This window comes from Intrasporangium calvum DSM 43043 (genome assembly GCF_000184685.1).
GTDB classification, from domain to species: Bacteria; Actinomycetota; Actinomycetes; order Actinomycetales; family Dermatophilaceae; genus Intrasporangium; species Intrasporangium calvum.
Map to the genome: position 1 here is coordinate 1799507 of NC_014830.1, position 25353 is coordinate 1824859.

General features: G+C 71.5%; 25 protein-coding genes. 24 read left to right on the forward strand and 1 reads right to left on the reverse strand.

Going from position 1 to position 25353, the window contains the following annotated elements; all coding sequences use genetic code 11:
- The first annotated feature begins 2 nt into the window (after window positions 1-2).
- The 8 genes from ruvX (at window position 3) to aroQ (ending at window position 6900) form a co-directional block, all read left to right on the forward strand.
- Window positions 3-500, forward strand: a complete 498-nt coding sequence (gene ruvX, locus INTCA_RS08055; protein ID WP_013492416.1) for a Holliday junction resolvase RuvX — start codon at window positions 3-5, stop codon at window positions 498-500.
- The gene (gene mltG / locus INTCA_RS08060; RefSeq protein ID WP_013492417.1) at window positions 497-1705 is read left to right on the forward strand and encodes an endolytic transglycosylase MltG; all 1209 of its coding nucleotides are present in this window, start codon (window positions 497-499) and stop codon (window positions 1703-1705) included. Before ruvX ends, mltG begins: the two co-directional genes overlap by 4 nt.
- 58 nt (window positions 1706-1763) lie before the next feature.
- Window positions 1764-2600 (forward strand): shikimate dehydrogenase, encoded by an 837-nt coding sequence (locus INTCA_RS08065; protein WP_013492418.1) that lies wholly within the window; start codon window positions 1764-1766, stop codon window positions 2598-2600.
- Window positions 2597-3298: a prepilin peptidase gene (locus tag INTCA_RS08070; protein ID WP_013492419.1), complete on the forward strand. Its 702-nt coding sequence runs from the start codon at window positions 2597-2599 to the stop codon at window positions 3296-3298. The genes INTCA_RS08065 and INTCA_RS08070 overlap by 4 nt, the downstream gene beginning before the upstream one ends.
- Window positions 3299-3459: 161 nt before the next feature.
- Window positions 3460-4680: a chorismate synthase gene (aroC, locus tag INTCA_RS08075; protein ID WP_013492420.1), complete on the forward strand. Its 1221-nt coding sequence runs from the start codon at window positions 3460-3462 to the stop codon at window positions 4678-4680.
- Window positions 4674-5198 carry a shikimate kinase gene (locus INTCA_RS08080; protein WP_013492421.1) on the forward strand — a complete coding sequence of 175 codons (525 nt, stop codon included), beginning with the start codon at window positions 4674-4676 and terminating at the stop codon, window positions 5196-5198. Before aroC ends, INTCA_RS08080 begins: the two co-directional genes overlap by 7 nt.
- Complete coding sequence (aroB, locus tag INTCA_RS08085; RefSeq protein WP_013492422.1) at window positions 5195-6295, forward strand: 3-dehydroquinate synthase; 1101 nt, start codon at window positions 5195-5197, stop codon at window positions 6293-6295. Before INTCA_RS08080 ends, aroB begins: the two co-directional genes overlap by 4 nt.
- Before the next feature lie 167 nt (window positions 6296-6462).
- Window positions 6463-6900, forward strand: a complete 438-nt coding sequence (aroQ, locus tag INTCA_RS08090; RefSeq protein WP_013492423.1) for a type II 3-dehydroquinate dehydratase — start codon at window positions 6463-6465, stop codon at window positions 6898-6900.
- Window positions 6901-6940: 40 nt separating this feature from the next.
- Here the strand turns inward: aroQ and INTCA_RS08095 are convergent, their stop codons facing one another.
- The gene (locus INTCA_RS08095) at window positions 6941-8974 is read right to left on the reverse strand and encodes a HelD family protein (protein ID WP_013492424.1); all 2034 of its coding nucleotides are present in this window, start codon (window positions 8972-8974) and stop codon (window positions 6941-6943) included.
- Window positions 8975-9179: 205 nt separating this feature from the next.
- Between INTCA_RS08095 and efp the strand changes: the two genes are divergently transcribed.
- From efp to metK, 16 genes are all read left to right on the forward strand, one after another.
- A complete protein-coding gene (gene efp / locus INTCA_RS08100; protein WP_013492425.1) occupies window positions 9180-9743 on the forward strand; it encodes an elongation factor P in 564 nt (187 codons plus the stop codon).
- 5 nt (window positions 9744-9748) lie between these two features.
- Window positions 9749-10162, forward strand: coding sequence for a transcription antitermination factor NusB (gene nusB, locus INTCA_RS08105; protein WP_013492426.1), 414 nt, complete (start codon window positions 9749-9751; stop codon window positions 10160-10162).
- A gap of 104 nt (window positions 10163-10266) precedes the next feature.
- Entirely contained in the window at window positions 10267-10722 is a 456-nt protein-coding gene (locus tag INTCA_RS08110) for a flavodoxin family protein (RefSeq protein WP_013492427.1), read from the forward strand.
- Between the two features lie 161 nt (window positions 10723-10883).
- The gene (gene pyrR, locus INTCA_RS08115; RefSeq protein WP_013492428.1) at window positions 10884-11474 is read left to right on the forward strand and encodes a bifunctional pyr operon transcriptional regulator/uracil phosphoribosyltransferase PyrR; all 591 of its coding nucleotides are present in this window, start codon (window positions 10884-10886) and stop codon (window positions 11472-11474) included.
- Window positions 11471-12505, forward strand: coding sequence for an aspartate carbamoyltransferase catalytic subunit (locus tag INTCA_RS08120; RefSeq protein ID WP_013492429.1), 1035 nt, complete (start codon window positions 11471-11473; stop codon window positions 12503-12505). Before pyrR ends, INTCA_RS08120 begins: the two co-directional genes overlap by 4 nt.
- On the forward strand, window positions 12502-13806 hold the full coding sequence (locus INTCA_RS08125) for a dihydroorotase (RefSeq protein ID WP_013492430.1): 1305 nt from the start codon (window positions 12502-12504) through the stop codon (window positions 13804-13806). The genes INTCA_RS08120 and INTCA_RS08125 overlap by 4 nt, the downstream gene beginning before the upstream one ends.
- The gene (gene carA / locus INTCA_RS08130) at window positions 13803-15146 is read left to right on the forward strand and encodes a glutamine-hydrolyzing carbamoyl-phosphate synthase small subunit (protein ID WP_013492431.1); all 1344 of its coding nucleotides are present in this window, start codon (window positions 13803-13805) and stop codon (window positions 15144-15146) included. Before INTCA_RS08125 ends, carA begins: the two co-directional genes overlap by 4 nt.
- Window positions 15146-18532 carry a carbamoyl-phosphate synthase large subunit gene (gene carB, locus INTCA_RS08135; protein WP_013492432.1) on the forward strand — a complete coding sequence of 1129 codons (3387 nt, stop codon included), beginning with the start codon at window positions 15146-15148 and terminating at the stop codon, window positions 18530-18532. The genes carA and carB overlap by 1 nt, the downstream gene beginning before the upstream one ends.
- Window positions 18533-18534: 2 nt before the next feature.
- Window positions 18535-19458 (forward strand): iron-sulfur cluster-binding protein, encoded by a 924-nt coding sequence (locus tag INTCA_RS08140; protein ID WP_234423969.1) that lies wholly within the window; start codon window positions 18535-18537, stop codon window positions 19456-19458.
- The gene (locus INTCA_RS08145; protein ID WP_013492434.1) at window positions 19458-20465 is read left to right on the forward strand and encodes a beta/alpha barrel domain-containing protein; all 1008 of its coding nucleotides are present in this window, start codon (window positions 19458-19460) and stop codon (window positions 20463-20465) included. Before INTCA_RS08140 ends, INTCA_RS08145 begins: the two co-directional genes overlap by 1 nt.
- 31 nt (window positions 20466-20496) lie before the next feature.
- Entirely contained in the window at window positions 20497-21348 is an 852-nt protein-coding gene (gene pyrF, locus INTCA_RS08150; RefSeq protein ID WP_013492435.1) for an orotidine-5'-phosphate decarboxylase, read from the forward strand.
- A gap of 160 nt (window positions 21349-21508) precedes the next feature.
- A complete protein-coding gene (mihF, locus tag INTCA_RS08155; RefSeq protein ID WP_013492436.1) occupies window positions 21509-21826 on the forward strand; it encodes an integration host factor, actinobacterial type in 318 nt (105 codons plus the stop codon).
- Window positions 21823-22419 (forward strand): guanylate kinase, encoded by a 597-nt coding sequence (gmk, locus tag INTCA_RS08160; RefSeq protein ID WP_013492437.1) that lies wholly within the window; start codon window positions 21823-21825, stop codon window positions 22417-22419. The genes mihF and gmk overlap by 4 nt, the downstream gene beginning before the upstream one ends.
- A gap of 91 nt (window positions 22420-22510) precedes the next feature.
- Window positions 22511-22774, forward strand: coding sequence for a DNA-directed RNA polymerase subunit omega (gene rpoZ, locus INTCA_RS08165; protein WP_013492438.1), 264 nt, complete (start codon window positions 22511-22513; stop codon window positions 22772-22774).
- A 13-nt stretch (window positions 22775-22787) separates the two neighbouring features.
- Window positions 22788-24080: a bifunctional phosphopantothenoylcysteine decarboxylase/phosphopantothenate synthase gene (locus tag INTCA_RS08170; RefSeq protein ID WP_013492439.1), complete on the forward strand. Its 1293-nt coding sequence runs from the start codon at window positions 22788-22790 to the stop codon at window positions 24078-24080.
- A 48-nt stretch (window positions 24081-24128) separates the two neighbouring features.
- The gene (metK, locus tag INTCA_RS08175; protein ID WP_013492440.1) at window positions 24129-25349 is read left to right on the forward strand and encodes a methionine adenosyltransferase; all 1221 of its coding nucleotides are present in this window, start codon (window positions 24129-24131) and stop codon (window positions 25347-25349) included.
- Window positions 25350-25353 lie beyond the last annotated feature (4 nt).

Genomic DNA, 25353 nt, shown 5'->3' on the forward strand with positions numbered 1-25353 from the left:
CGGTGTCACCGCGACCGGGTGTGCGGCTCGGCATCGACGTGGGCGACGCTCGCGTCGGGGTCGCAGCCTCCGACCCCTCGGGCACCTTCGCCAACCCGGTGCAGACGCTCGCCCGCGACGTGCGCGAGCTGGCCGACATCGAGGCGATTGCGATCTTGACGGCCGAACGCGACGTCCTTGAGATCGTCGTCGGGCTCCCTCGGCTGCTGTCCGGCGGCGAGGGCGAGGCGGCGCGAGGCGCGCGCGCCTATGCCGCCCAGCTGGCCGCCCGGGTGGCCCCGGTGCCGGTCCGCCTCGTCGACGAGCGGTTGACGACGGTCGGGGCGCACCAGAGACTGCGGGACAGCGGAGTGCCCGGGCGGGGGCAGCGCTCCGTCGTCGACCAGGCGGCTGCAGTGCTCATCCTCCAGTCCGCGCTCGACGCGGAGGCGTCGGCGGGTACACCGGCCGGTGAGGTCATCTCGCTCGGCAAACCACGGAAGAAGGAACGTCGTCGATGAAGGACCACCTCGAGACCTCCATCTTCGGTGAGGAGGAGGAACCGTCGGCGGGCTCGATGGAGCCGGCGACAGTGCGTCCCCGGACCCGCCGCGAGGCCCGTGAGGCAGAGCTCGCCGCGCTCCGCCGGCCGAGAGGCTCGGGTCGGCCGGCGAGGGGCAAGCCGTCGGTCCTGCGCCGGCTGGCCGTCCTCGCCCTCGCACTCGCCATCATCGGCGGAGGTGTCGCGATCGCGTACACCTACCTGCGTCCCGTGGTCGCCGGTTTCCTCGAGCCCAACGACTACGCAGGGCCCGGCGCCGGCGCCGTGCGCGTGAGCGTCGCCCAGGGCGCAGGGGGCTCCGCCATCGCGCAGGTCCTGGCGGAGCAGGACGTCATCAAGTCGACGAAGGCCTTCATCGAAGCGGCCCAGAACGACGCCAAGAGCGCCGGGATCCAGCCGGGTGTCTATGAGATGCGCAAGCAGATGAAGGCGACGGACGCCCTCGCGATCCTCATCGACCCCGCCAACCGGATCGTGACCAGAGCGGTGGTCCCCGAAGGCAAGTGGGCCACGGAGATCTACCCCATCCTGTCGGAGGCCACCGGAATCCCCGTCGAGGAGTACACGAAGGCCGCCAAGGACGGAGCAGCTCTCGGTCTTCCTGACTCGGCCAAGGGCAACGTCGAGGGATACCTCTTCCCGGCCAGCTATGAGTTCGAGCCGGACACCACGGCCGCCGACCATCTGAGCACGATGGTCGCGGAGACCACCAAGCGGCTGGAGGCGCTCGGCGTCACGCCAGAGCGGATGGAGCGCACCATGGTCGTCGCCAGCCTGGTGGAGGCGGAGGCGCGCTTCGAGGGGGACCGGCCCAAGGTCGCCCGGGTCGTGGAGAACCGCCTGAAGCAGGACATGCCACTGCAGTTCGACTCCACGGTCAACTACGCCATCGGCAAGCACGGCATCACCACGACCGACGCGGATCGCGCCAGCGACAGTCCCTACAACACGTACCGGGTCAAGGGGCTGCCCCCCGGCCCGATCGGCAACCCGGGGGAGAGCGCGATCAAGGCGGCCGCCCAGCCGGCGGACGGGCCATGGCTCTACTTCGTGACGGTGGACCCGGTGAAGGGCACGACGAAGTTCGCCGTGACGTTCGAGGAGCACCAGGCCAACGTGGCCGCGTTCCAGGCCTGGTGCCAGGCCAACAAGGGCAAGTGTTGAGCGCTCGGCGTGCCGGTCAGGGCCGCGGGTCAGGGGCGCGAGGAGGAGACGCGGTGAGATGGGCGGCGCGCTGACGAGGGTGCGGTGCGCGGTGTGGGGGTCACCGATCAGCCACTCGCTGTCGCCGGTGCTGCACCGGGCCGCCTATGCCGCGCTCGGGTTGAACCACTGGGCCTACGACCGGCGTGAGGTGGACGAGGGCGCCTTCCCGGATGCCTTCGCCGGACTCGACGACTCGTGGCGCGGGCTCTCCCTCACCATGCCGCTCAAGGAGGTTGCCCTGGCGGTCGCCGACCGGGTGGCGGACTCGGCTGCCGAGACGGGTGCGGCCAACACCTTGGTGCGGGGCCAGGAGGGGTGGACCGCGCACAACACCGACGTGCACGGGATCGGCGTCGCCCTCCGCGAGGCCGGCTGCCGGGAGACCCCGCACGCCCTCGTCGTCGGCAGCGGCGCGACCGCGCGGTCCGCGGTCGCCGCGCTGCGCAGGTCCGGAACCGTCCGCGTCACCTTCATGGTGCGTGGCAGAGCCCGTCCCGAGACGGTGGGCCAGGCCCGCCGAGCCGGCCTCGAGGTGGACGAGGTCCCGATGGGGCAGTGGGTGCCCGCCGACGTCGTCATCAGTACTGTCCCGCCGTCGGCCGTCTCGGGTCTGCAGGGTTTCCCCCGCCCCACGGACGCGGTCGGGGCCACGCTGCTCGAGGTCGTCTACGGCGAGGGGCCGACACCGCTCGAGGCGACGGCGACCGCGAACGGCTGGACCGTCCAGCACGGCACGGCCATGCTCCTGCACCAGGCGACCGAGCAGGTCCGGCTCATGACGGGCCGCCCGGCGCCCTTGGAGGCGATGCGGTCCGCCTTGGCGGCGGCACTGGCGCAACGACCACGCCGATGAGCAGGGTCGACTTCCCCCCCACCCCGTGGTGGTACGTCGCGGCGCTCCTCGTCGCCGGCGCCTTTGTCGGGCGGTTGCTCGGTACGCGACTGGCCACCCTGGGGTACCGCCTCGACCACGAGACGCGACCGACACCCCGCACGCCGGGGTGGGCCGTCGCCGTGCTGCTGGCGCTCCTGTGGGGACTGCTCGCCTGGCGCTTCGGACCCTCGGCGGAGTACGCGCTCGCCCCGGCCTACCTCGGTTTCGCCACAGTCGCGGTGGCCCTGGCCTGGGTGGATGCGGACGTCCACCGTCTTCCCCACGGACTGACCCGGCCGGCCTACCCCATGCTCATCGGGCAGCTCGCGCTCGCCTCGCTCGCGTCGGGTGACTGGACGGCCTTCCGGCGGGCCCTCATCGCGGGCGCCGTCCTGTGGGCTGTCTACTTCGTCCTGGCCCTGCTCGCGGCCCTCCTTCGCAGCGGGTTCGGGCTCGGTGACGTCACGCTGGCCGGACTCATCGGCCTGGCCACGGGCTACGTCTCTGCCTGGGGGCCGGTGATCGCGACCTACGCAGCGTTCCTGCTGTCCGGCGTCTACGGCCTCGGGCGGATCATCGCCCGGCGTGGTTCTCGCAAGGACCACATCGCCTTCGGACCGTGGATGCTCGTCGGCGCCCTCGTCGCGTTGCTCGCAGAGGTCCGGCTCTGGCCATGACCGCCGCTCCCGTCCGGTTCGACGGGCGCGAGGAGGACTGGCGATGCCTACGGGCCCGCACTGCTCCCGCCCGACGAGCTCTGCGGCGCGTAGGCGGTGGCCTCGTCCCGGGTGGCGGTCGCGGATCCGGGCGCCCGCCGACCGCGTGGGAGGATCGACCCATGTTGCGTTGGTTGACCGCTGGTGAGTCACATGGACCCGCACTCGTGGCCATGGTCGAGGGTCTCCCAGCCGGCGTCGAAGTCACAGCGTCGGATCTGCGGACGGCGCTCGCCCGCCGTCGACTCGGTTACGGGCGCGGGGCACGGATGAAGTTCGAGCAGGACGAGGTCGAGTTTCTCGGCGGCGTCCGGCACGGTGTCTCCATGGGCGCCCCGATCGCGATCCGCATCGGCAACTCGGAGTGGCCCAGGTGGACCACGGTCATGAGCCCCGACCCGGTCAGCGCCGACGACCTGGCTGCCGCTGACGACGTCAACGCGGAGAAGGAGATCGCGCGCAACAAGCCCCTGACCCGCCCCCGCCCTGGTCACGCCGACCTCGTCGGGATGCAGAAGTACGGGCACGACGATGCCCGTCCCGTCCTCGAGCGCGCGTCGGCCCGCGAGACCGCTGCCCGCGTCGCCGTCGGCGAGGTCGCCGCCCGGTTCCTCGAGCAGGCGTACGGCATCCGGCTCGTCTCCCACACGGTCTCCATCGGCATGGCCGGTGTCGCGACCGGAGCGGACCTGCCGACGCCGGACGACCTCGAGCGTCTCGACGCGGACCCGGTGCGCACGCTCGACAGCGACGGCTCGGCGGCGATGGTCGCGGAGGTCGACGCGGCGCGCAGGGACGGGGACACGCTGGGCGGGGTGGTGGAGGTGATCGCGTACGGGCTGCCGCCCGGACTCGGCTCACACGTCCACTGGGACCGCAAGCTCGACGCGCGGCTCGCTGCCGCGCTGATGAGCATCCAGGCCATCAAGGGTGTCGAGATCGGCGACGGGTTCGAGACGGCTCGGCGCCGTGGGTCGCAGGCCCACGACGAGATGGACGTCGTCGAGGGCACGATCCGGCGCCGCACCGGCCGAGCCGGAGGCACCGAGGGCGGCATGTCCACGGGGCAGCCGCTCCGCGTACGTGCAGCGATGAAGCCGATCAGCACCGTGCCCCGTGCCCTCGCCACGGTCGATGTGGCAACTGGCGAGGCGGCCACGGCGATCCACCAGCGCTCCGACGTCTGTGCCGTGCCCGCCGCCGGAGTCGTCGCCGAGGCCATGGTCGCCCTGGTGCTCGCCGAGGCCTGCCTCGAGAAGTTCGGCGGGGACTCGGTCGCCGAGACGTCCCGCAACCATGCCGCCTACCTCGCGGCGATCCCGGAGGGCCTGCGCACATGGTGACCACCGCCCGACCCGTCGCCGTCCTCGTCGGGCCGCCCGGTGCCGGGAAGACCACCGTGGGTCGTGCCCTGGCGAGCCGGCTCGGCGTACCGCTGCACGACACCGACGCGGCGATCGAGCAGGCAGCCGGGAGGTCGATCTCCGACATCTTCGTCGACGACGGCGAGCCGGCCTTCCGGGACCTGGAGCGGGCCGAGGTGGCGCGGGCGCTCACGGAGGAGCCGGGGATCGTCGCCCTGGGCGGCGGCGCCGTGATGGATCCGCTCACCGAGGCAGCTCTGGCCGGACACATCGTCGTCTTCCTCGACGTCGGGATCGCCGACGCGAGCAAGCGGGTCGGCTTCGACCGTTCCCGTCCGCTGCTCTCCGTCAACCCCCGGGCCTCCTGGGTCGCGATGATGAACGCTCGTCGCGCGACGTACGAGCGCGTCGCCGGCCACCGCGTCGACACCGCCGGGCGCACCCCGGAGGACGTCGCAGCCGAGATCGCGGCACTCCTCGAAGGAGCCGAGGCATGACGGGGGAGGCCATCGCGCCCACGTTCATCCGGGTCGCGGACGACTACGACGTCGTCATCGGGTCGGGTGTCCTCGACCGCGTCGCCGGCCTCCTGCGCGACGGAGTGGAGCGCGTGCTCGTCGTCCACCCACCGACGCTCCCCGGCCTCGCCCAGCGGGTGGCGGGCTCGCTCGCGGCGGAGGGGTATGCCGCTGAGCTGGCCGAGGTGCCCGACGCCGAGTCCGCCAAGACGTCCTCGGTGGCCGCCTCGATCTGGGCGCAGCTGGGCAGGGCGGGCTTCACCCGCACCGACGCGGTCGTCGGTGTCGGTGGTGGAACGGTCACCGATCTGGCCGGCTTCGTCGCCGCGACGTGGCTGCGCGGGGTGCAGGTGGTGCAGGTCCCCACGACGCTGCTCGGCATGGTCGACGCAGCGGTGGGCGGCAAGACCGGCATCAACACGGACGAGGGCAAGAACCTCGTCGGCGCCTTCCATCCACCCGCGGGTGTGCTCTGCGACGTGGACGTGCTGGCCACCCTGCGGGAGGCCGACCTCGTCGGGGGGATGGCCGAGGTCATCAAGTGCGGCTTCATCGCCGACCCGGTGATCCTCGACCTCGTCGACGCGGACCCCGCGGCGGCACGGCGCCCGGACAACCCGCGCCTCCGCGAGCTCATCGAGCGAGCCATCCGGGTCAAGGCAGAGGTTGTCGCGGTCGACCTGAAGGACAACGCGATCCGCGAGATCCTCAACTACGGCCACACGTTCGGGCACGCGATCGAGCAGGTCGAGGGCTACACCTGGCGCCACGGGGAGGCGGTCAGCGTCGGGATGGTCTACGTCGCCGAGCTCGCCCGACTCGCGGGCCACCTGAGCGGTCCCGAAGGCGAGGCGCTCGTGGCCCGGCATCGACAGGTGCTCGAGTCCGTCGGCCTGCCCACGACCTACCGGGGAGACCGATGGGACGCGCTCCGGACGGCCATGCGTCGCGACAAGAAATCGCGCGGTTCCACCTTGCGGTTCGTCGTCCTCGACGGGCTCGCCCAGCCGACGCGTCTGGTCGGCCCGTCGGACGAGCTGATGCGCTCGGCGTACGGCCTGGTGTCACGCGGGTGACCTGCTGACGTCAGGCGGTTGCGGGACCTTCGCCCCGGTGGCTCCAGTGAGCACGGATGGCCCTCGGCCCAGGGGCTGCCGTCATCCGGCTCAGGCGTCGATCCGGCCCTGTGACGCTTGCAGGGCTGCCCCGCCGTCGTCACGGGATCGCTCACTAGACTGCGCGCATGACGGCACCCACGGTCTTCGTCCTCTCGGGCCCCAATCTCAGTCGCCTCGGGACCCGTGAACCCGACGTCTACGGGTCGGACACCCTCGACGACATCCACGCGGCGGTGCAGCGCGAGGCCCGCGACCTCGGTCTCGTCGCGGACTGCCGCCAGACGAACCACGAGGGCGAGCTCATCGACTGGCTCCACGAGGCCGTCGACACGCGGGCCGACGTCGTGCTCAACCCCGGGGCGTTCACGCACTACTCGTACGCGGTTCGGGACGCCTGTGCCATCGTCACCACGAGCGGCCGCTCGCTGGTGGAGGTGCACCTGTCCAACCCGGCCGCCCGGGAGGAGTTCCGGCACACCTCCGTCATCGCCGGTGTCGCGACCGGTACCATCGCCGGCTTCGGTCTCCAGTCCTACCTGCTCGGCCTGCGCGCGCTGGTCTGAGCGTCCCGACCCGGGGTGGGCTGCCCGTCGAGACTGCCGGTCAGCGCAACGGGCCCGGCAGGGGGTCCGCGTGGAGCACGGTCAGCTCCGAGACCGCGCGCGTGAGGATGACGTAGAGGCGCCGCAGGCCAGTGCGCTCGTCAGGCTCGGCAGCCGCGATCGCAGCAGGTTCGACGACGACGACGCGGTCGAACTCCAGCCCCTTGGCCACCGTCGCAGGGACCAGCTGGACGGGGTGGTCCGCGTCGTCCCCGTGGTCGACGTCGAGGCGCCCGTGGGGCACACCCCACTCCTGGAGGGCCTCGCCCAGCCGGTCGAGCTCGAGGTCGGCGGCGATGACCCCCGTCGAGCCCGGCTCCCCGTCGCGGTCGGTGAGCAGCCTGGCCAGGTGCTCCCCGACCGAGGACCCGTCGACCCGCACGAGGGTCAGCACCCCGGGGTTGTCGCGGACCGACGTGGGCGGCGTGAGGCCCTCCGACATGTGGGGGAGCAGGCGGGCGGCGAAGTCGAGGACCCGCCCGGGCACCCGGAAGCCACGCTCGAGCTCCACCAACTCGTAGGCCGGCTTCCCGAGGTGGGCCATGGCCTCGGACCACGAGCTGGTGGCCCATGGCGTCGTGCCCTGGGCCAGGTCCCCGAGGATCGTCGCGGACCCCGTCGAGCACCGGCGCCCGACGGCGCGCAGCTGCATGGGGGAGAGGTCCTGGGCCTCGTCGAGGATGACGTGTCCGAGGCTCGGGGTCCGCGAGAGCAGGTCGGCCAGCTCGTCGAGGAGGACGAGGTCGGCGCGGCTCCACCTCGAGGCACCCTTGCTGCGAGGAGGTCGCGGCCAGCCGAGCACAGCCTGCTCCGCCGCGGTGAGGTCATCGCCGGCCGCCGTCGCCAGGGCCACGGGATCGGACCACAGCCGGTGCAACACCGCGGCGGCGTCGAGGGCCGGCCACACCGAGGCGACGTAGGCCCGGACGGCGCCCGACGTGGCGACCGAGTCCTGGACCCGGTCGTCGGGGGCGTCGCCGGAGGCCTCCATGGCCAGAAGCACGTGGTGGGCGAGCCGCTGCGGCAGCAGGGCCCGGGCCGCCTCGTAGCGCACGTCGCGCGCCACGAGCTCGTCGAGGACGTCCTGCACCTCATACGCCGGCACCCGCCACTTCCGGACCCCGCGCGGCACGACGAGCGGCTCGGTCGCGCGGCGCACCGATGACCACACCGCGCGTCGCAGGACGGTGGCCAGCCGGGCGTCGCCCTTCAGCGTCGCCGCCGCCGGCGAGTCCTCGGCGCGCAACCGGGCACGGTGGCCCACGAGGGACTCGATGGTGGCGTGCCCGACCCGCACCTCGCCCAACGACGGCAGGACCGCTCCGATGTGGTCGAGGAAGGCCCGGTTGGGCCCGATGACGAGTACCCCGGCCCGGTCGAGCCGCTCGCGGAACGAGTAGAGCAGCCAGGCGGCGCGGTGCAGGCCCACCGCCGTCTTGCCGGTGCCCGGCGCTCCCTGCACACAGATGGTCGTGCCCACGTCGCTCCGCACGATCTCGTCCTGCTCGGGCTGGATCGTCGAGACGATGTCCCGCATCGGTCCGGTGCGCGGCCGCTCGATCTCGGCCGCGAGGAGAGCGCTGTGCCCTGCGCCCGTCCCTGCGGCGAGCTGTTCGTCCTCGAAAGCGGTCAGCCGGCCGTGCTCGACCCCGAAGCGTCGTCGACGGACGACCCCCATCGGGTCTGCGACCGAGGCGCGGTAGAAGGCGCCGGAGATGGGCGCCCGCCAGTCGACCACGACAGGCTCCCCGGCGCCGTCGGACACATGCCTCCGACCGATGTGAAAGGTCTCACCCGCAGGATGCTCACGGCTGGCCACTGTGTCGATCCGACCGAAGAAGAGGGTCGTCCTCGGGTCGTCACGAAGGGAGACGATCCGGCGCGCGAGCACCCGAGAGAGCACCTCACCGGACACGGCGTCACTGGCCCGTGAGGCATCGAGCGCCTCAGCGGCCTCGCGCATCCGGGCCAGCTCTTGACGGGCCAGGTCGAGGTGCTCCTGCTCGGCCGCCAGCTCGACGTCGGGGGAGGACAAGGGTGAGCCTTTCGTCGCCGGAGGTCATCGGGCGGGCCAGCCTAGTCTCCGTGCCAGCGCCCCTGCACGCGCGATTCCTCGCCGGCACCCGGGCGCCGCTAGACTTGCGCGGCAACTCACCGACATCCGACGCACACGTCCGGGGCACCCACGTGCACGTGCACGCCGAGCGAGCCCAGCGGCATACGAAAGTGGTACTTCACCCATGGCAACGACCAACGACCTGAAGAACGGCATGGTGCTCAACATCGACGGACAGCTGTGGTCCGTCGTCGAGTTCCAGCACGTCAAGCCGGGCAAGGGCCCCGCCTTCGTGCGGACGAAGCTCAAGGCCGTCCTGTCCGGCAAGGTCGTCGACAAGACGTTCAACGCCGGCACCAAGGTCGAGACGAGCAACGTCGACAAGCGGACCATGCAGTACCTCTACAAGGACGGCGACGACTTCGTCTTCATGGACACGGACACCTACGACCAGCTCCACGTGCCCCAGGCCGTCGTCGGGGACGCCGCGAACTACCTGCTCGAGAACCAGAACGCCATCGTGGCCACGCATGAGAGCGCCCCGCTCTACGTCGAGCTGCCCGCCTCGGTCGTCCTCGAGATCACGTTCACCGAGCCGGGCCTGCAGGGCGACCGCTCCACCGGCGGCACCAAGCCGGCCACCCTCGAGACGGGCGCCCAGATCCAGGTCCCGCTGTTCCTCGAGACCGGCACCAAGGTCAAGGTCGACACGCGCGACGGGTCGTACCTCGGCCGTGTGAACGACTGATCGCCTTGTCCGCACGCAGCAAGGCCCGGGCCCGGGCCCTCGACATCCTCTTCGAGGCCGACCAGCGCGGGCTGAACGCCGAGGTGCTCCTCGACGAGCGGCTGCGGGACCCCGAGAGCCGCGCCGGCAACAACCCCTACACCGCCGATCTCGTGCGCGGGGTCGTCGGCAGGTGGCGCGACATCGACGCGGCCCTGACCGACTACAGCCAGGGGTGGACGCTGGACCGGATGCCCGCCGTCGACCGCGCGATCCTGCGCGTCGGCGCCTGGGAGGTCCTCTTCAACGACGACATCCCGGACGCCGCGGCGATCGCCGAGGCGGTCGCCCTCGCGACGGAGCTCTCGACGGACGAGTCGCCGGGTTTCGTCAACGGTCTGCTCGCCCGGCTCTCCGAGGTCAAGGCGACCATCGTCTGAGCGAGGGCGTCGGTGCCGAACGCGCGACACGCGGCACGATCCGCGCGCACGGCTCCTCGCAGCACTCCCGCGGCTGGTGATGCACACCCATTAGGTTGGGCCTCGTGACCGCGCGGCTGCTCGTCGTCCACCACACGCCTTCTCCGGCGACCCAGGAGATCCTCGAGGCGGTGCTCGCCGGTACCCGGGCCGACGGTATCGAGGGCGTCGCTGTCGACGTCCAGCCGGCGCTGTCCGCGACCGCGAGCGACCTGCTCGCCGCCGATGCGGTCCTGCTGGGGACCCCGGCGAACATCGGCTACATGAGCGGTGCCCTGAAACACTTCTTCGACACCGTCTACTACCCCACGTTCGGGGCGAAGCGCGGCCTGCCCTACGGCTACTGGGTCCACGGCAACAACGACACCGAGGGCGCCCGCCGGGCGATCGAGTCGATCGCCGGCGCCCTCGGATGGGTGGGGTCCGCCGCGCCCCTGCTCGTCACCGGGCCGGTGGACCGAGAGGTGCGAGAGGCCGCGTTCGAACTGGGCGGGACGCTTGCCGCCGTGCTCATGGGGTGATCCGACTGCGAGGCCGCCGGACGGACTCCTCCGGCGGTTCGCGTGGCCGCGTCCCACCGGCCAGTCGCTGCACGAGGCACTCCGCCGGCCCGGTTAGACTCTCCCGCGGAAGACATCCTTTAACCACCGTCCTGTGAGGCGGGGAAGGAGGTCCAGCGGCTGTGACCTGCCCTGACCTGAACACGCCGGCACCACATCCCACCATTCCGGAGGACGCTCGAGACGTCCTCAGCTCGGATGACATCGCCCGGGCGTTGCGGCGCATCGGGCACGAGATCCTCGAGCGCAACAAAGGCGCAGCCGACCTCGTCCTCCTCGGAATCCCCTCCCGCGGAGTGCCGCTCGCCCAGCGGCTCGGCGCCGCGATCGAAGCGGTGGAAGGCGTCGCCGTGCCGGTCGGAGAGCTCGACGTGACCCTGCACCGCGACGACCTGCGTCGCCAACCGACGCGGGCGGCACACCGCTCGCGCATCCCCGAGACCGGGATCGACGACAAGGTCGTCGTGCTCGTCGACGACGTGCTCTACTCCGGCCGGACCATCCGCGCCGCCCTCGACGCGCTGTCGGAGCTGGGCCGGCCCCGAGCGGTCCGTCTCGCGGTCCTCGTCGACCGCGGTCACCGTGAGCTGCCGATCCGGGCGGATCACGTCGGCAAGAACCTCCCCACCTCCCGCGACGAGCGCGTCCACGTGCGGCTGTCCGAGCTCGACGGGCTCGACGTGGTGCGCATCAGCGGAGGGGAGGGCCGATGACTCGACACATGCTCTCGTCGGCGGACCTCAGCCGCACCGAGGTCCTGGACATCCTCGCCACAGCCGAGTCGATGCACGACCTCCAGCGACGTGAGGTGAAGAAGGTCCCGACCCTCCGCGGTCGCACCGTGATCAACTTCTTCTTCGAGGACTCGACCCGCACCCGCTCGTCCTTCGAGATCGCCGGGAAGTGGATGTCCGCCGACACCATCAACCTCTCGGCCAAGGGGTCGTCGACCTCGAAGGGAGAGAGCCTCCGCGACACCGCCATGACCATCGACGCGATGGCCGTGGACGCCCTCGTCATCCGCCACAACGCCTCCGGCGCCTGCCACCAGGTGGCCCAGTGGGTGCGCTGCTCGGTGATCAACGCCGGAGACGGGACCCATGAGCACCCGACGCAGGCGCTGCTCGACGCGTACACGCTCCGGAGTCGCCTCGGCGACCTCGACGGCAAGCACGTCGTGATCGTCGGCGACCTCACGCACTCGCGCGTCTTCCGGAGCAACGTCATCACGCTCAAGACGCTGGGAGCCAGAGTGACCGTCGTCGCACCCCCCACCCTGATGCCGAGTGGCATCGTCGGCTGGAGTGCCACGGACGGGTTCGCCACGTCGTGGGACCTCGACGCCGTGCTCGACGGCGAGGACCCCGTGGACGCGGTCATGATGCTCCGGGTCCAGCGCGAACGGATGAGCGGCGGGTACTTCCCGACGGCTCGGGAGTACACCGTCGGCTACGGCCTGACGCGAGACCGCCTCGACCGGCTCGTGGCGCGCAACCCTGACGTGCTCATCCTGCACCCGGGCCCGATGAACCGCGGGCTCGAGATCGCGGCCGAGGCTGCGGACAGCGCCCGGTCGGTCGTCCTCGACCAGGTCTCCGCGGGTGTCGCCGTCCGGATGGCAGTCCTCTATCACCTGCTCGCAGGCAACGACGACGCGCCGCGCGAGCCGGCCGAGCTCGAGACCAGCACGACCGGGGCGTCCGCGCCGTCGGCCCCCACGCAGCCTGAAGGAGTTGCCCGATGACCCGACTGCTCGTTCGAGGAGCCCGCATCCTGGGCGGTCACCCAGCAGACCTGCTCATCGAGGACGGCGTCATCAGGCAGGTCGGCTCGCTCGGCGCTGCCGAAGGGGTGGAAGTGATGGACGCGGACGGCCTTGTGGCGCTGCCGGGGCTGGTCGACCTGCACGTCCACCTCCGCGAGCCGGGCCGAGAGGACGCCGAGACCATCGCCACCGGCTCGGCCGCGGCGGCCGCCGGTGGCTTCACGGCCGTCTTCGCCATGGCCAACACGAGCCCGGTCACCGACACCGCGGAGGCGGCCGAGCGCATCCTCGACCTCGGCCGGGCCAGTGGCCTCGTCGACGTGGTCCCGGTCGGCGCCGTCACCAAGGGGCTCGATGGGGCCGAGCTCGCCGAGCTCGGGCTGATGGCCCGCTCCCGCGCGCGCGTCCGCGTCTTCTCCGACGACGGTCGGTGCGTCCACGACGCCCGCCTGATGCGACGCGCCCTCGAGTACATCAAGCCGTTCGGTGGCGTCATCTCCCAGCACGCCCAGGACCCGCACCTCGCGGACGGCTCGGCCTGCTGTCACGAGGGGGAGCTGTCCGGCCGGCTCGGGCTGCCCGGCTGGCCCGCGGTCGCAGAGGAGACCATCGTCGCCCGAGATGTCATGCTCGCCAGGCACACCGGCTCGCGCGTGCACGTGGCCCACGTCTCGACCGCCGGCACGGTCGAGGTGGTCCGCTGGGCCAAGGCGCAGGGGATCGACGTCACTGCGGAGGTCACCCCTCACCACCTGGCTCTCACGACCGACCTGCTCGTCGGCTACGACCCGGTCTACAAGGTCAACCCGCCGCTGCGGCCGCAGGAGGACGTCGAGGCGCTGCGCGCGGCGCTCGCCGACGGGACCATCGACGCCGTCGCGACAGACCACGCGCCGCACGCGCGGCACGACAAGGAGCACACCTTCGTCGACGCAGCCTTCGGGATGCTCGGCCTCGAGACCGCCCTGGCCGTCGTCAGCGACCTCATGGTCCGACCCGGCCTGCTCGACTGGTCCGACGTCGCGCGCGTGATGTCGACCACCCCGGCGCGGATCGGTGGCCTGCCGGACCAGGGCCGCCCGCTGCAGCCGGGCTCGCCGGCGAACATCACGCTCGTCGATCCGGACCGCGAGGTGACCGTCGACGCCGCGGCGAGCCGTAGCCTCTCACGCAACAACCCGTGGCACGGGCGCACCCTCAGGGGCGCAGTCCACGCGACCATCCACCGCGGGACGGTCACCCACAGCACCGACACGAACGTGATGGAGACCGCATCGTGACCCTCAACCCACCCAGCCCGACCGGGCTCGTCCGCCAGCCCGCCGTGCTCGTCCTCGAGGACGGCCGCAGTTTCCGCGGACTGTCCTACGGAGCCGTGGGCGAGACCCTGGGCGAGGCCGTCTTCTCGACCGGGATGACGGGCTACCAGGAGACGCTGACCGACCCGAGCTACCACCGGCAGGTCATCGTCATGACAGCCCCACACATCGGCAACACCGGGGTCAACGACGAAGACGGCGAGTCGCGTCGGATCTGGGCTGCCGGCTTCGTCGTCCGCGACCCCGCTCTGCGTTCCTCGAACTGGCGCGCCCGCCGCGACCTCGAGGACGAGCTGCGCGACCAGGGCGTGGTCGGCATCTGCGAGATCGACACCAGGGCGCTCACCCGGCACCTGCGCGAGCGCGGCTCCATGCGGGTGGGCATCTTCAGCGGCAGCACGGCGCAGCGTCCCCCGACCGAGCTGCTGGACCGGGTCCTCGCCGCCCCCCGGATGGAGGGGGCCGCTCTCGCCGAGGAGGTCAGCACGAGGCAGTCCTATGTCGTCCCAGCGCGAGGGCAGAAGCGCTTCACCGTCGCGGCACTCGACCTCGGGATCAAGGAGATGACCCCCCAGCTGATGGCCGAACGCGGCATCGAGGTCCACGTCCTCCCGGCGAGGTCCACGATCGAGGACGTCATGACGGTGGGCGAGCACGGTCCCGACGGCGTCTTCTTCTCCAACGGGCCCGGGGACCCGGCGACCGCCGAGCGCGAGATCACCCTGCTCCGTCAGGTTCTCGGCGACCGGGTGCCCTTCTTCGGGATCTGCTTCGGGAACCAGCTGCTCGGCCGGGCCCTCGGTTTCGGCACCTACAAGCTGAAGTACGGCCACCGCGGGATCAACCAGCCGGTGCTGGACCGGGCCACCGGCAAGGTGGAGGTCACCGCCCACAACCACGGGTTCGCCGTCGACGCACCGCTCGACGACGTCAGCGACACTCCCTTCGGGCGGGCGCGGGTCTCGCATGTGTGCCTCAACGACGACGTGGTCGAGGGTCTCGAGTGCCTCGACGTGCCCGCCTACTCCGTCCAGTACCACCCCGAGGCGGCCGCCGGCCCTCACGACGCCGCGTACTTGTTCGACCGCTTCATCGAGCTGATGGAGCGGCGAGGAGAGGGTGAGGACACGAGCGAGGAACGAGTGAGGCCCGGAGCCCCGACGAGCGCGACCGGAGACATGGAGCGGCGAGGAGAGGGTGAGGACACGAGCGAGGAACGAGTGAGGCCCGGAGCCCCGACGAGCGCGACCGCAGAAATGGTCGAGTCCACGACCGCAGAGCAGAACAGGGAAGCAAACTGATGCCCAAGCGTGACGACATCAAGAGCGTCCTCGTCATCGGCTCCGGGCCGATCGTCATCGGCCAGGCCGTCGAGTTCGACTACTCCGGGACACAGGCCTGCCGCGTGCTGCGGGAGGAGGGCATCCGCGTGATCCTCGTCAACAGCAACCCGGCGACGATCATGACGGACCCGGAGTTCGCCGACGCAACCTACATCGAGCCGATCACCCCGGAGTTCGTCGAGGCGATCATCGCCAAGGAGCGCCCCGACGCCGTCCTCGCCACGCTGGGGGGGCAGACCGCGCTCAACTGCGCTATCGCCCTGCACGAGAACGGCGTGCTGGAGCGGTACAACTGCCCCCTCATCGGGGCGAGCGTCGAGGCCATCCAGCTCGGCGAGGACCGTCAGAAGTTCAAGGGCGTCGTCGAGCGGTGTGGTGCCGAGTCGGCCCGCTCGGTCATCTGTCACACCATGGAGGAGTGCCTCGCCGCGGCGGACGAGCTCAGCTACCCCGTCGTCGTCCGGCCCTCGTTCACCATGGGCGGGCTCGGGTCCGGCTTCGCCTACGACGAGGACGACCTGCGCCGGATCGCCGGGGCGGGCCTGCAGTACTCCCCGGTGACGGAGGTGCTCCTCGAGGAGTCGATCCTCGGATGGAAGGAGTACGAGCTCGAGGTCATGCGCGACCACCGCGACAACGTCGTCGTCGTGTGCTCCATCGAGAACCTCGACCCCATGGGAGTCCACACCGGGGACTCCATCACCGTCGCACCGGCCTTGACGCTGACCGACCGCGAGTACCAGCGGCTCCGTGACATCGGGATCGCGGTCATCCGCGAGGTCGGCGTGGAGACGGGAGGCTGCAACATCCAGTTCGCCGTGAACCCGGCGGACGGTCGGGTCATCGTCATCGAGATGAACCCGCGCGTCTCTCGCTCGAGTGCCCTGGCGTCCAAGGCCACCGGCTTCCCGATCGCCAAGATCGCGGCGAAGATGGCGATCGGCTACACCCTGGATGAGGTGCCGAACGACATCACCCGAGAGACGCCCGCCTCGTTCGAGCCGACGCTCGACTACGTCGTCGTCAAGGTCCCGCGGTTCGCTTTCGAGAAGTTCCCCGCAGCGGACCCCACGCTGACGACGACGATGAAGTCCGTCGGAGAGTCGATGGCGATCGGGCGCAACTTCACCGAGGCGCTGCAGAAGGCGCTTCGCTCCCTGGAGAAGAAGGACGCCAGCTTCCACTGGGATGGCGACCTGACCCGCGCGGCAGCCGCCCGCCTGCTGGAGGCAGCCAAGGTGCCCACGGATGGACGGATCGTCCAGGTACAGCAGGCCCTGCGCGGTGGCTACACCGTCGAGGAGCTCCACGAGGCGACCGGCATCGACCCGTGGTTCCTCGACCAGATGCAGCTCCTCAACGAGGTCGCCGCCCTGCTGTCCGAGGCGCCGGCACTCACCCCCGAGCACCTGCGCCTCGCGAAGCGGCACGGGTTCAGCGACGCCCAGATCGGGGCGCTGCGGGGGATGCCCGAGGCCGTCGTGCGCGGTGTGCGCCACGCCCTCGGCGTGCGTCCGGTCTACAAGACCGTCGACACCTGCGCGGCCGAGTTCGCTGCCACGACGCCGTACCACTACTCCTCCTATGACGAGGAGACCGAGGTGGCACCGCGTGAGAAACCGGCGGTGATCATCCTCGGGTCCGGGCCCAACCGCATCGGCCAGGGTGTGGAGTTCGACTACTCGTGCGTCCACGCCTCCTTCGCGCTCCGTGAGTCGGGCTACGACACGGTCATGGTCAACTGCAATCCCGAAACGGTGTCGACGGACTACGACACGAGCAGCCGCCTCTACTTCGAGCCCCTCACGCTGGAGGACGTGCTCGAGGTCATCCACGCCGAGGGCCAGGCCGGACCCATCGCGGGCGTCATCGTCCAGCTCGGGGGACAGACGCCGCTCGGGCTGGCCCAGGCACTCGAGGACGAGGGCGTTCAGATCGTCGGGACGTCCCCCGCGGCGATCCACCTCGCGGAGGACCGCGGAGCCTTCGGCCAGGTGCTCAGCAGGGCCGGACTCATCGCCCCGAAGCACGGCACCGCCTTCAGCGCGGACGACGCGCTGACCGTGGCCCGCGAGATCGGCTATCCCGTGCTGGTCCGTCCCTCCTACGTCCTCGGCGGCCGGGGCATGGTCATCGTGTATGACGACGACTCGCTCGTCACCTACGTCGAGAAGGCCACCGAGGCGTCACCGGACCACCCCATCCTCATCGACCGCTTCCTCGACGACGCCATCGAGATCGACGTCGACGCGCTCTTCGACGGCGAGGACCTCTATCTCGGCGGCATCATGGAGCATGTCGAGGAGGCCGGCATCCACTCCGGGGACAGTGCCTGCACCCTGCCGCCGGCCACCCTCGGGGACGCGGAGCTCGAGCGCGTCCGCGTGGCGACGCGCAAGCTGGCGGAGGGAATCGGGGTCCGCGGCCTCATGAACGTCCAGTTCGCCCTGGCGCAGGACATCCTCTACGTCATCGAGGCCAACCCACGGGCGTCCCGTACCGTGCCGTTCGTGTCCAAGGCGACCGGGGTCGCCCTGGCCCGCGCGGCCTCTCGGGTCATGCTGGGCACCTCGATCAGCCAGCTCCGCGCCGAGGGCGCTCTGCCACCCTTCGGCGACGGGGGACGGCTGCCGGACCACGCGCCGATCTCCTGCAAGGAGGCGGTGCTCCCGTTCAAGCGGTTCCGCACCCCGGAGGGGCTCGCGGTCGACTCCATCCTCGGGCCGGAGATGCGGTCCACCGGTGAGGTCATGGGCATCGACCGGGACTTCGGCTCGGCCTTCTCCAAGGCGCAGCTGGCAGTGGGCGGCGGACTGCCGAAGTCCGGGTCGATCTTCGTGTCGGTCGCCAACCGGGACAAGAGAGCCATGCTCTTCCCCGTCAAGCGGCTCGTCGACCTCGGCTTCACGATTCTCGCGACGGCCGGGACAGCTGCAGTCCTCAAGCGCAACGGCATCGCCGTGACCCTGGTCCGCAAGCTGACCGAGCGGACGGGGGAGCACGAGGGCGAGAAGTCGATCGTCGAGCTCATCGAGGACGGCACGGTCCAGATGGTCGTCAACACCCCGAGCGGCCAGGACGCCCGCGCCGACGGGTATGCCATCCGGGCCGCGACCACGAGCGCCGACCTGCCCATCATCACGACGATCGCGACGCTCGCCGCCGCCGTCCTGGCCATCGAGGCACACCTGACCGAGGAGATCCGGATCAAGTCGCTCCAGGAGCACGCCCGCGACCTCGACCTCCTCGGGCGGGGGGGAGCACCGACCCCCATTGCGACCCATCCCACCAGCCCCGGGGCGCGACCCGGGGCCGCGGAACGGTCGGCGGAGCTGTCGGTGTGACGGTGCCCGGCGACAGCGCGGCCACCCAGGTGATCAGGAGGTCCCGGGTCGCCCAGGAGTCGAGTGAGGTGATCGCGGCGAGGACGGTCGGCGCCTTCCGGCACCTCACCCTGGTCGCTCCGGGGGTGGCCGAGTCCGCGGGGCCGGGCCAGCTCGTCGCGGTCGCCGTCGGCGGCCCGGGGGCGGAGCTGCCGCTGCGGCGCCTGGTGCTGCTCCATCGGGCGACCCCGAGCGGCGCGTACGGCGGAACGGTCGAGCTCGTCATCGATCCCGCGGATCCGACGACGGCCTGGCTGGCCGCCCGGCGACCGCACGACCAGATCGACGTCGTCGGGCCGCTCGGACGGCGTTTCCCGTTGCCGTCGGAGGCGCTCCCGTGCGTCGTCGTCGGCGAGGGGGCCGGTGGTGGCGCGCTTCTCTGGCTGGCCGAGGTCCTCCGCACCCGAGGCTGCCGAGTGGACCTCGTCCTCGGCGGCGAGAGCGCGCGCCGGCTGCTCGGGTTCGTGGACGCGCGGCGACTCTGCGACGGTGTCACGGTCACGACGCTCGACGGGTCCGCCGGGGTGCACGGCGAGCCCGCCGACGTCCTGCCGACACTGCTCGAACGCAGTCGCGCAGCCGTCGTCTACGCTGCGGGCCCGCTGTCCCTGTTGCGCGCGACGGCGGCAGCCGCGGAGCGTGCGGGTGCCGTCAGCATGGTGGCCGTCAACGGGCCGGGCGGATCCGTCGCCGGCTGCGGGACCGGCCTGTGTGCCGGCTGTGTCGTTCCCGTGCGAGATGAGGGCGGCGGTGTCACGCATCTCGTGCGCAGCTGCACGGAGGGGCCAGTGCTGCGCGGCGACCGGGTGCGCTGGGACGCGCTGGTCGACGGGCGGTGGCGGATCCCCTCGGACGCCCGGTCTGCCGCTCCTCACCAGGGGGAGTGATGCTCGACCTCTCCGTCTCGCTTGCCGGGCACCGCTTGAGCAACCCGGTCATGACGGCCTCCGGGTGCGCCGGCCACGGCCGTGAGCTCAGCCGCTTCCTCGACGTCGCTGCTCTCGGTGCGATGGTCACCGCGTCCGTCACGGCAGAGCCCCGGGCCGGCAGCGACGCGCCGCGGATGCTCGAGACTCCGGCCGGTCTCGTGGCGGACACCGGTCTCTCGAACCCCGGTGTCGCCGCACTCCTCAGGGACCTCCCGTGGCTCCACTCCGTCGGAGCCACCGTGATCGTCTCGATCGCCGGTAGCACGAGCGCTGAGTACGCGCGCGTCGCGGACCAGCTCCGGACCAGCGACGACTTCGCTCGGGTCATGGGTCTCGAGGTCAACCTCTCCGTGCCCAATGCCAGCGCGGCCGGACGGAGCTTCGACGACGACCCGCTCTCGGCCGCGACGGTGGTGGGGCGCGTGCGCGAACGGCTCCCGCGCCGCACCCCGCTCTTCGCCAAGCTCGCCGTCGACGCCCGCGACCTCGTCGAGGTCGCCGCGGCGTGTCTCGAGGCAGGCGCCGACGGGCTCACCCTCGGGAACGGTCCGCGGGGGATGACGATCCCCGTCGACTCACCCACGCACCGGCCGGTGTCCGTGGTGGGACGGGCCTCGGGTGCTGCGGTCCGCCCGATGGCGGTTCTCGCCGTGCAGCGGGTCCACCAGGCGATGCTCGCGGGTCGGATGTCCCCTGCGCCGATCATCGGCGTAGGTGGGGTCACGTCGGGTCGGGACGCCTTCGAGCTCCTCCGCGCGGGGGCCACTGCCGTGCAGGTGGGCAGTGCCACCTTCGCCGACCCCCGAGCCCCGGCGCGGGTCCGGGACGACCTCGCGCGCCTGCTGGACTCGTGGGGCTGTGCCAGCCTGGGCGATGCGTTGCCCACCGTGGTGCAGTCCGCTGCAGTCCCAGCCGGGAGATCCGACCCTGCCGCCGGCCGGGCTCCGATGACCAATGACCACTGATCCAGGTGCTTCGTCACCAAGAGAGGAACCCATGACCGAACCGTTCGGGACCAGACTTGCCGCTGCCATGCGCCGCCACGGACCGCTCTGCGCTGGCATCGACCCGCACCGGTCCCTCATCGAGTCGTGGGGCCTGACCTATGACGTCGGCGGCCTCGAGCGGTTCGCGCTCACGTGCGTCGAGGCCTTCGCCGGTCGCGTCGCCGCGGTGAAGCCCCAGTCCGCCTTCTTCGAGGTCTTCGGCAGTCGCGGGGTGGCGGTCCTGGAGCGAGTCCTGGCGGAGCTGCGGGAGTCGGGCACCGTGACGATCCTCGATGCCAAGCGCGGCGACATCGGCTCCACCATGGACGCCTACGCGCAGGCGTATCTCGCTCCGACGGCGCCGTCGCCGGCGGACGCGTTGACCATCAGCCCCTTCCTCGGCTACGAGGCGCTGCGTCCCGCCATCGATCTCGCTGGTCAGAGCGGCAGGGGGGTGTTCGTGCTCGCGCTGACCTCGAACCTCGAGGGGCCGAGCGTCCAGCACGCCCGCCGGGGTGATGAGTCGGTGGCCGGCAGCATCGTCCGGGGTGCCGCTGCCGACAACGCGGCGGCCCGGGCCCGAGGCCACCTCGGTCACGTCGGCCTCGTGGTGGGAGCCACCGTGGGTCCCGCGGTGGCTGAGCTCGGCCTCGACCTGGGCGCCACCGCGGCGCCCGTCCTGGCCCCGGGGTTCGGCGCGCAGGGCGGCGACGTCGCCGCGCTCGAGCGGACGTTCGGATCAGCCCGCGGCCAGGTCCTCGCGTCGTCGAGCCGGGAGATCCTGGCCGCGGGACCCGAGCCGCACCGACTCATCGATGCCGTCGCCCGGTCCGCCGACGTGCTCACCCAATGGGCACGCTGAGTCCCGACTCTCGAGGATCGTGAGACGCGGTCCCCGCGTTGCACCGGCGGCCCCCCGATCGCTAGGTTCGGCGCTGAACCCTGTCAGTCCGTTCGGCCCTTTCAGCCGGCCAGGCCAACCGGCACGTCGCGTGACGTGTCCAGCGAGGAGACTTCATACCGTGGCCCTTCCACCGCTCACCCCCGAAGAGCGCGCCGCAGCCCTCCAGAAGGCTGCCGCAGCGCGCCGGGAGCGAGCCGTCGTCAAGAACCGCCTCAAGTACGGCAGCGCTTCGCTCGCCGAGGTCATCGAGGACGGCAAGGTCGATCCCGTCGTGGGGAAGATGAAGGTGACCGAGCTGCTCGAGTCACTCCCGGGAGTCGGGCGTGTCCGGGCCAAGGCGATCATGGCGGAGGTCGGCATCGCCGAGTCCCGTCGGGTTCGCGGGCTGGGCGCGAACCAGGTCGCCGCGCTGCTGCGTCGGTTCGAGCGGCCGTGACGGCTGGCTCCGGGACGGCGCCGCGCGAGCCCGGACGGCTGACCGTCCTCGCCGGACCGACTGCGGTGGGCAAGGGCACCATCGCCGCCTACGTCCGCACCCACTTCCCGGGCGTGTGGTTCTCCGTGTCGATGACGACGCGCAAGCCGCGTCCCGGCGAGGTCGACGGGGTGCACTACCACTTCGTCGACGACCAGGAGTTCGACCGCCTCGTGGTGGCCGGGGAGTTCCTCGAGCACGCAGTCGTCCACGGGGTGGCCAAGTACGGCACGCCGCGGGGCCCCGTCGAGCGGGCGATCCGGGAGGGTCGGGACGCCCTCCTCGAGATCGACCTGCAGGGGGCCCGGCAGGTCAGGGTGACGTGGCCGGACGCGCTCTTCGTCTTCCTGGCCCCGCCCAGCTGGGACGAGCTCGTCCGGCGGCTGGTGGGCCGGGGCACCGAGGACGAGGGGGAGCGGCGCCGTCGGCTGGACACCGCGCAGGCCGAGCTGGCGGCCCAGTTCGAGTTCGACCGGGTCGTCGTCAACGACGATGTTCGGCGCGCCAGCGAAGAACTCGTATCATTGATGAGATCGGGACGCCCCGGCCGGTGATCCCGTCGGTGTCGCACACCGCTTCGACGTGGCGGCCCGCGTCCCTGAACGACCACGACTGCCCGAACGACCCCAACGAAACGAGATCACTGTGTCCGGTACCCAGGCTGCTCCCATCGGCATCACGAACCCGCCGATCGACGACCTCCTGAGGGCCGCGGACTCCAAGTACGCCCTCGTCATCTACGCAGCCAAGCGGGCGCGCCAGATCAACGCGTACTACTCGCAGCTGCAGGAGGGTCTGCTCGACTACGTCGGTCCCCTCGTCGAGACCGAGGTCCACGAGAAGCCGCTGTCCATCTCCCTGCGCGAGATCAACGAGGGACTCCTCACCTCCGAGCCGACCGAGTCCTGAGGCGCCCCGCCCGATGCGCGTCGTCCTCGGCGTGAGCGGCGGCATCGCCGCCTACAAGGCCTGCTCGCTCCTTCGGCTCTTCACGGAGAGCGGACATGACGTCACGGTGGTCCCCACCGCGGCAGCCCTCAGCTTCGTGGGCGCCCCGACCTGGGCGGCGCTCTCCGGCAAACCGGTCAGCACCGACGTCTGGACCGACGTCCACGAGGTGCCGCACGTGCGCATCGGCCAGCAGGCGGACGTCGTCGTCGTCGCTCCCGCGACCGCGGACCTCCTCGCCAAGGCCGCCCACGGGCTGGCCGACGACCTGCTCACCAACACCCTCCTCACGGCCCGGTGCCCGGTCGTGCTGGCCCCCGCGATGCACACCGAGATGTGGCACCACCCGGCCACCCGGGCGAACGTCGCGACCCTCCGCGAGCGTGGGGTCCACGTCATCGACCCCGCCGAGGGCCGCCTCACCGGCAAGGACACCGGCGCCGGACGCCTGCCCGACCCAGACGTGCTGTATGCCGCTGTGCTCGCCATCGTCGACGCGTTCCCTGACGCTCCTCCCGCCCTCGACGGCGCCTCGGCGCGGGAGGGCGCGGCCGGTGACGTGACCCCGGGAGCGAGCTCAGCGGCATCCGGCCTCTGGTCAGGTCGGAAGGTCGTCGTCTCCGCCGGCGGCACCCGCGAGCCGCTCGACCCGGTCCGCTACCTGGGCAACCGGTCGTCGGGCAAACAGGGCGTCGCCATCGCGCGCGCGGCGGCCGCCCGGGGTGCCGAGGTCACGCTCGTCGCGGCCAACGTCACGCTGCCGGCCCCCGACGGGGTCAGGGTCGTCGCGGTCGGCACGACGCTCGAGCTCCAGGAGGCCATGACCGCGGCCGCCGCCGATGCCGACCTCGTCGTGATGGCGGCCGCTCCGGCAGACTTCCGGCCGGCCACGATGCAGGCCAGCAAGATCAAGAAGGGCGACGACGGTGAGGGCCTGCGCCTCGAGCTCGTCGAGAATCCCGACATCGTCAGGGGGCTCGTCGCGGACCGGGCCCGCCGCGGCACATCGAGGCCGCTCATCGTCAGCTTCGCCGCCGAGACCGGGGACTCGAGCGGTTCGGTGCTCGACCATGCGCGCGCCAAGTTCGCCCGCAAGGGCAGCGACCTGCAGGTCACCAACGAGGTCGGCTTCGACAAGGCGTTCGGTCTGGACGACAACACCGTCCACCTCCTCCTGCGGGGGAGCGACGAGGTCCACACCGTCGGTCCCGCCTCGAAGGACGACGTCGCCGACGCGGTGCTGGACGCCGTAGAACCCCTGTTCTGACCGGGGACTACACTCGCCGTCACCGCCACCCATCAGCCAGGAGCCTTCGTGTCCGCACGCCTCTTCACGTCCGAGTCCGTCACTGAAGGACACCCGGACAAGATCTGCGACCAGATCAGCGACTCCATCCTCGACGCGCTGCTCGCGGAGGACGCCCAGGCGCGGGTCGCGGTCGAGACGCTGGTCACCACGGGGCTCGTCCACGTCGCAGGGGAGGTCTCCACCACCGGCTACGTCGAGATTCCGCGGATCGTGCGCGAGACCATCCTGCGGGTCGGCTATGACGGCTCGCAGAAGGGCTTCGACGGCCGCACCTGCGGGGTGTCGGTCTCGATCGGCGCACAGTCGCCGGACATCGCCCAGGGCGTGGACACCGCACACGAGACCCGGCACGGCGGCGTCGACCCGATGGACAAGCAGGGCGCGGGCGACCAGGGTCTGATGTTCGGCTACGCGTGCAATGACACGCCCGAGCTGATGCCGCTGCCGATCTTCCTGGCCCACCGCCTCGCGGAGCGGCTCACTCAGGTTCGCAAGAGCAACGAGCTCGCCTACCTGCGGCCGGACGGGAAGACCCAGGTGACGATCGCCTATGACGGCGACCGCGCGGTTCGCCTCGACACCGTGGTGCTCTCGACCCAGCACGCACCTGACGTGTCCCTCGAGGGCCTGCTCGAGCCGGACATCAAGGAGCACGTCATCGCACCTGTCCTCGAGGAGCTCCACGCCGGGGGGAGCAACCTCGACGTCTCGTCCTACCGGGCCCTGATCAACCCGACCGGCCGCTTCGAGATCGGCGGGCCGATGGGCGACGCCGGGCTCACGGGTCGCAAGATCATCGTCGACACCTACGGCGGGATGGCGCGCCACGGTGGTGGCGCCTTCTCCGGCAAGGACCCGAGCAAGGTCGACCGTTCCGGCGCGTACGCGATGCGTTGGGTCGCCAAGAACATCGTGGCCGCCGGTCTTGCGTCACGGTGCGAGGTCCAGGTGGCCTACGCGATCGGCAAGGCGCAGCCGGTCGGCCTCTACATCGAGACGTTCGGCACCGAGACCGTCCCCGTCGACCGGATCCAGGATGCGATCGGCCAGGTCTTCGACCTGCGCCCCGCCGCGATCGTCGACGCGCTGGACCTGCTTCGCCCGATCTACGCTCCGACGGCCGCCTACGGCCACTTCGGTCGGACGAAGGCCGACGGCGTGGACCATGCCTTCACGTGGGAGCGCACCGACCGGGTCGAGGCCCTGCGGGCCGCTGTCTCCGGCTGACGCT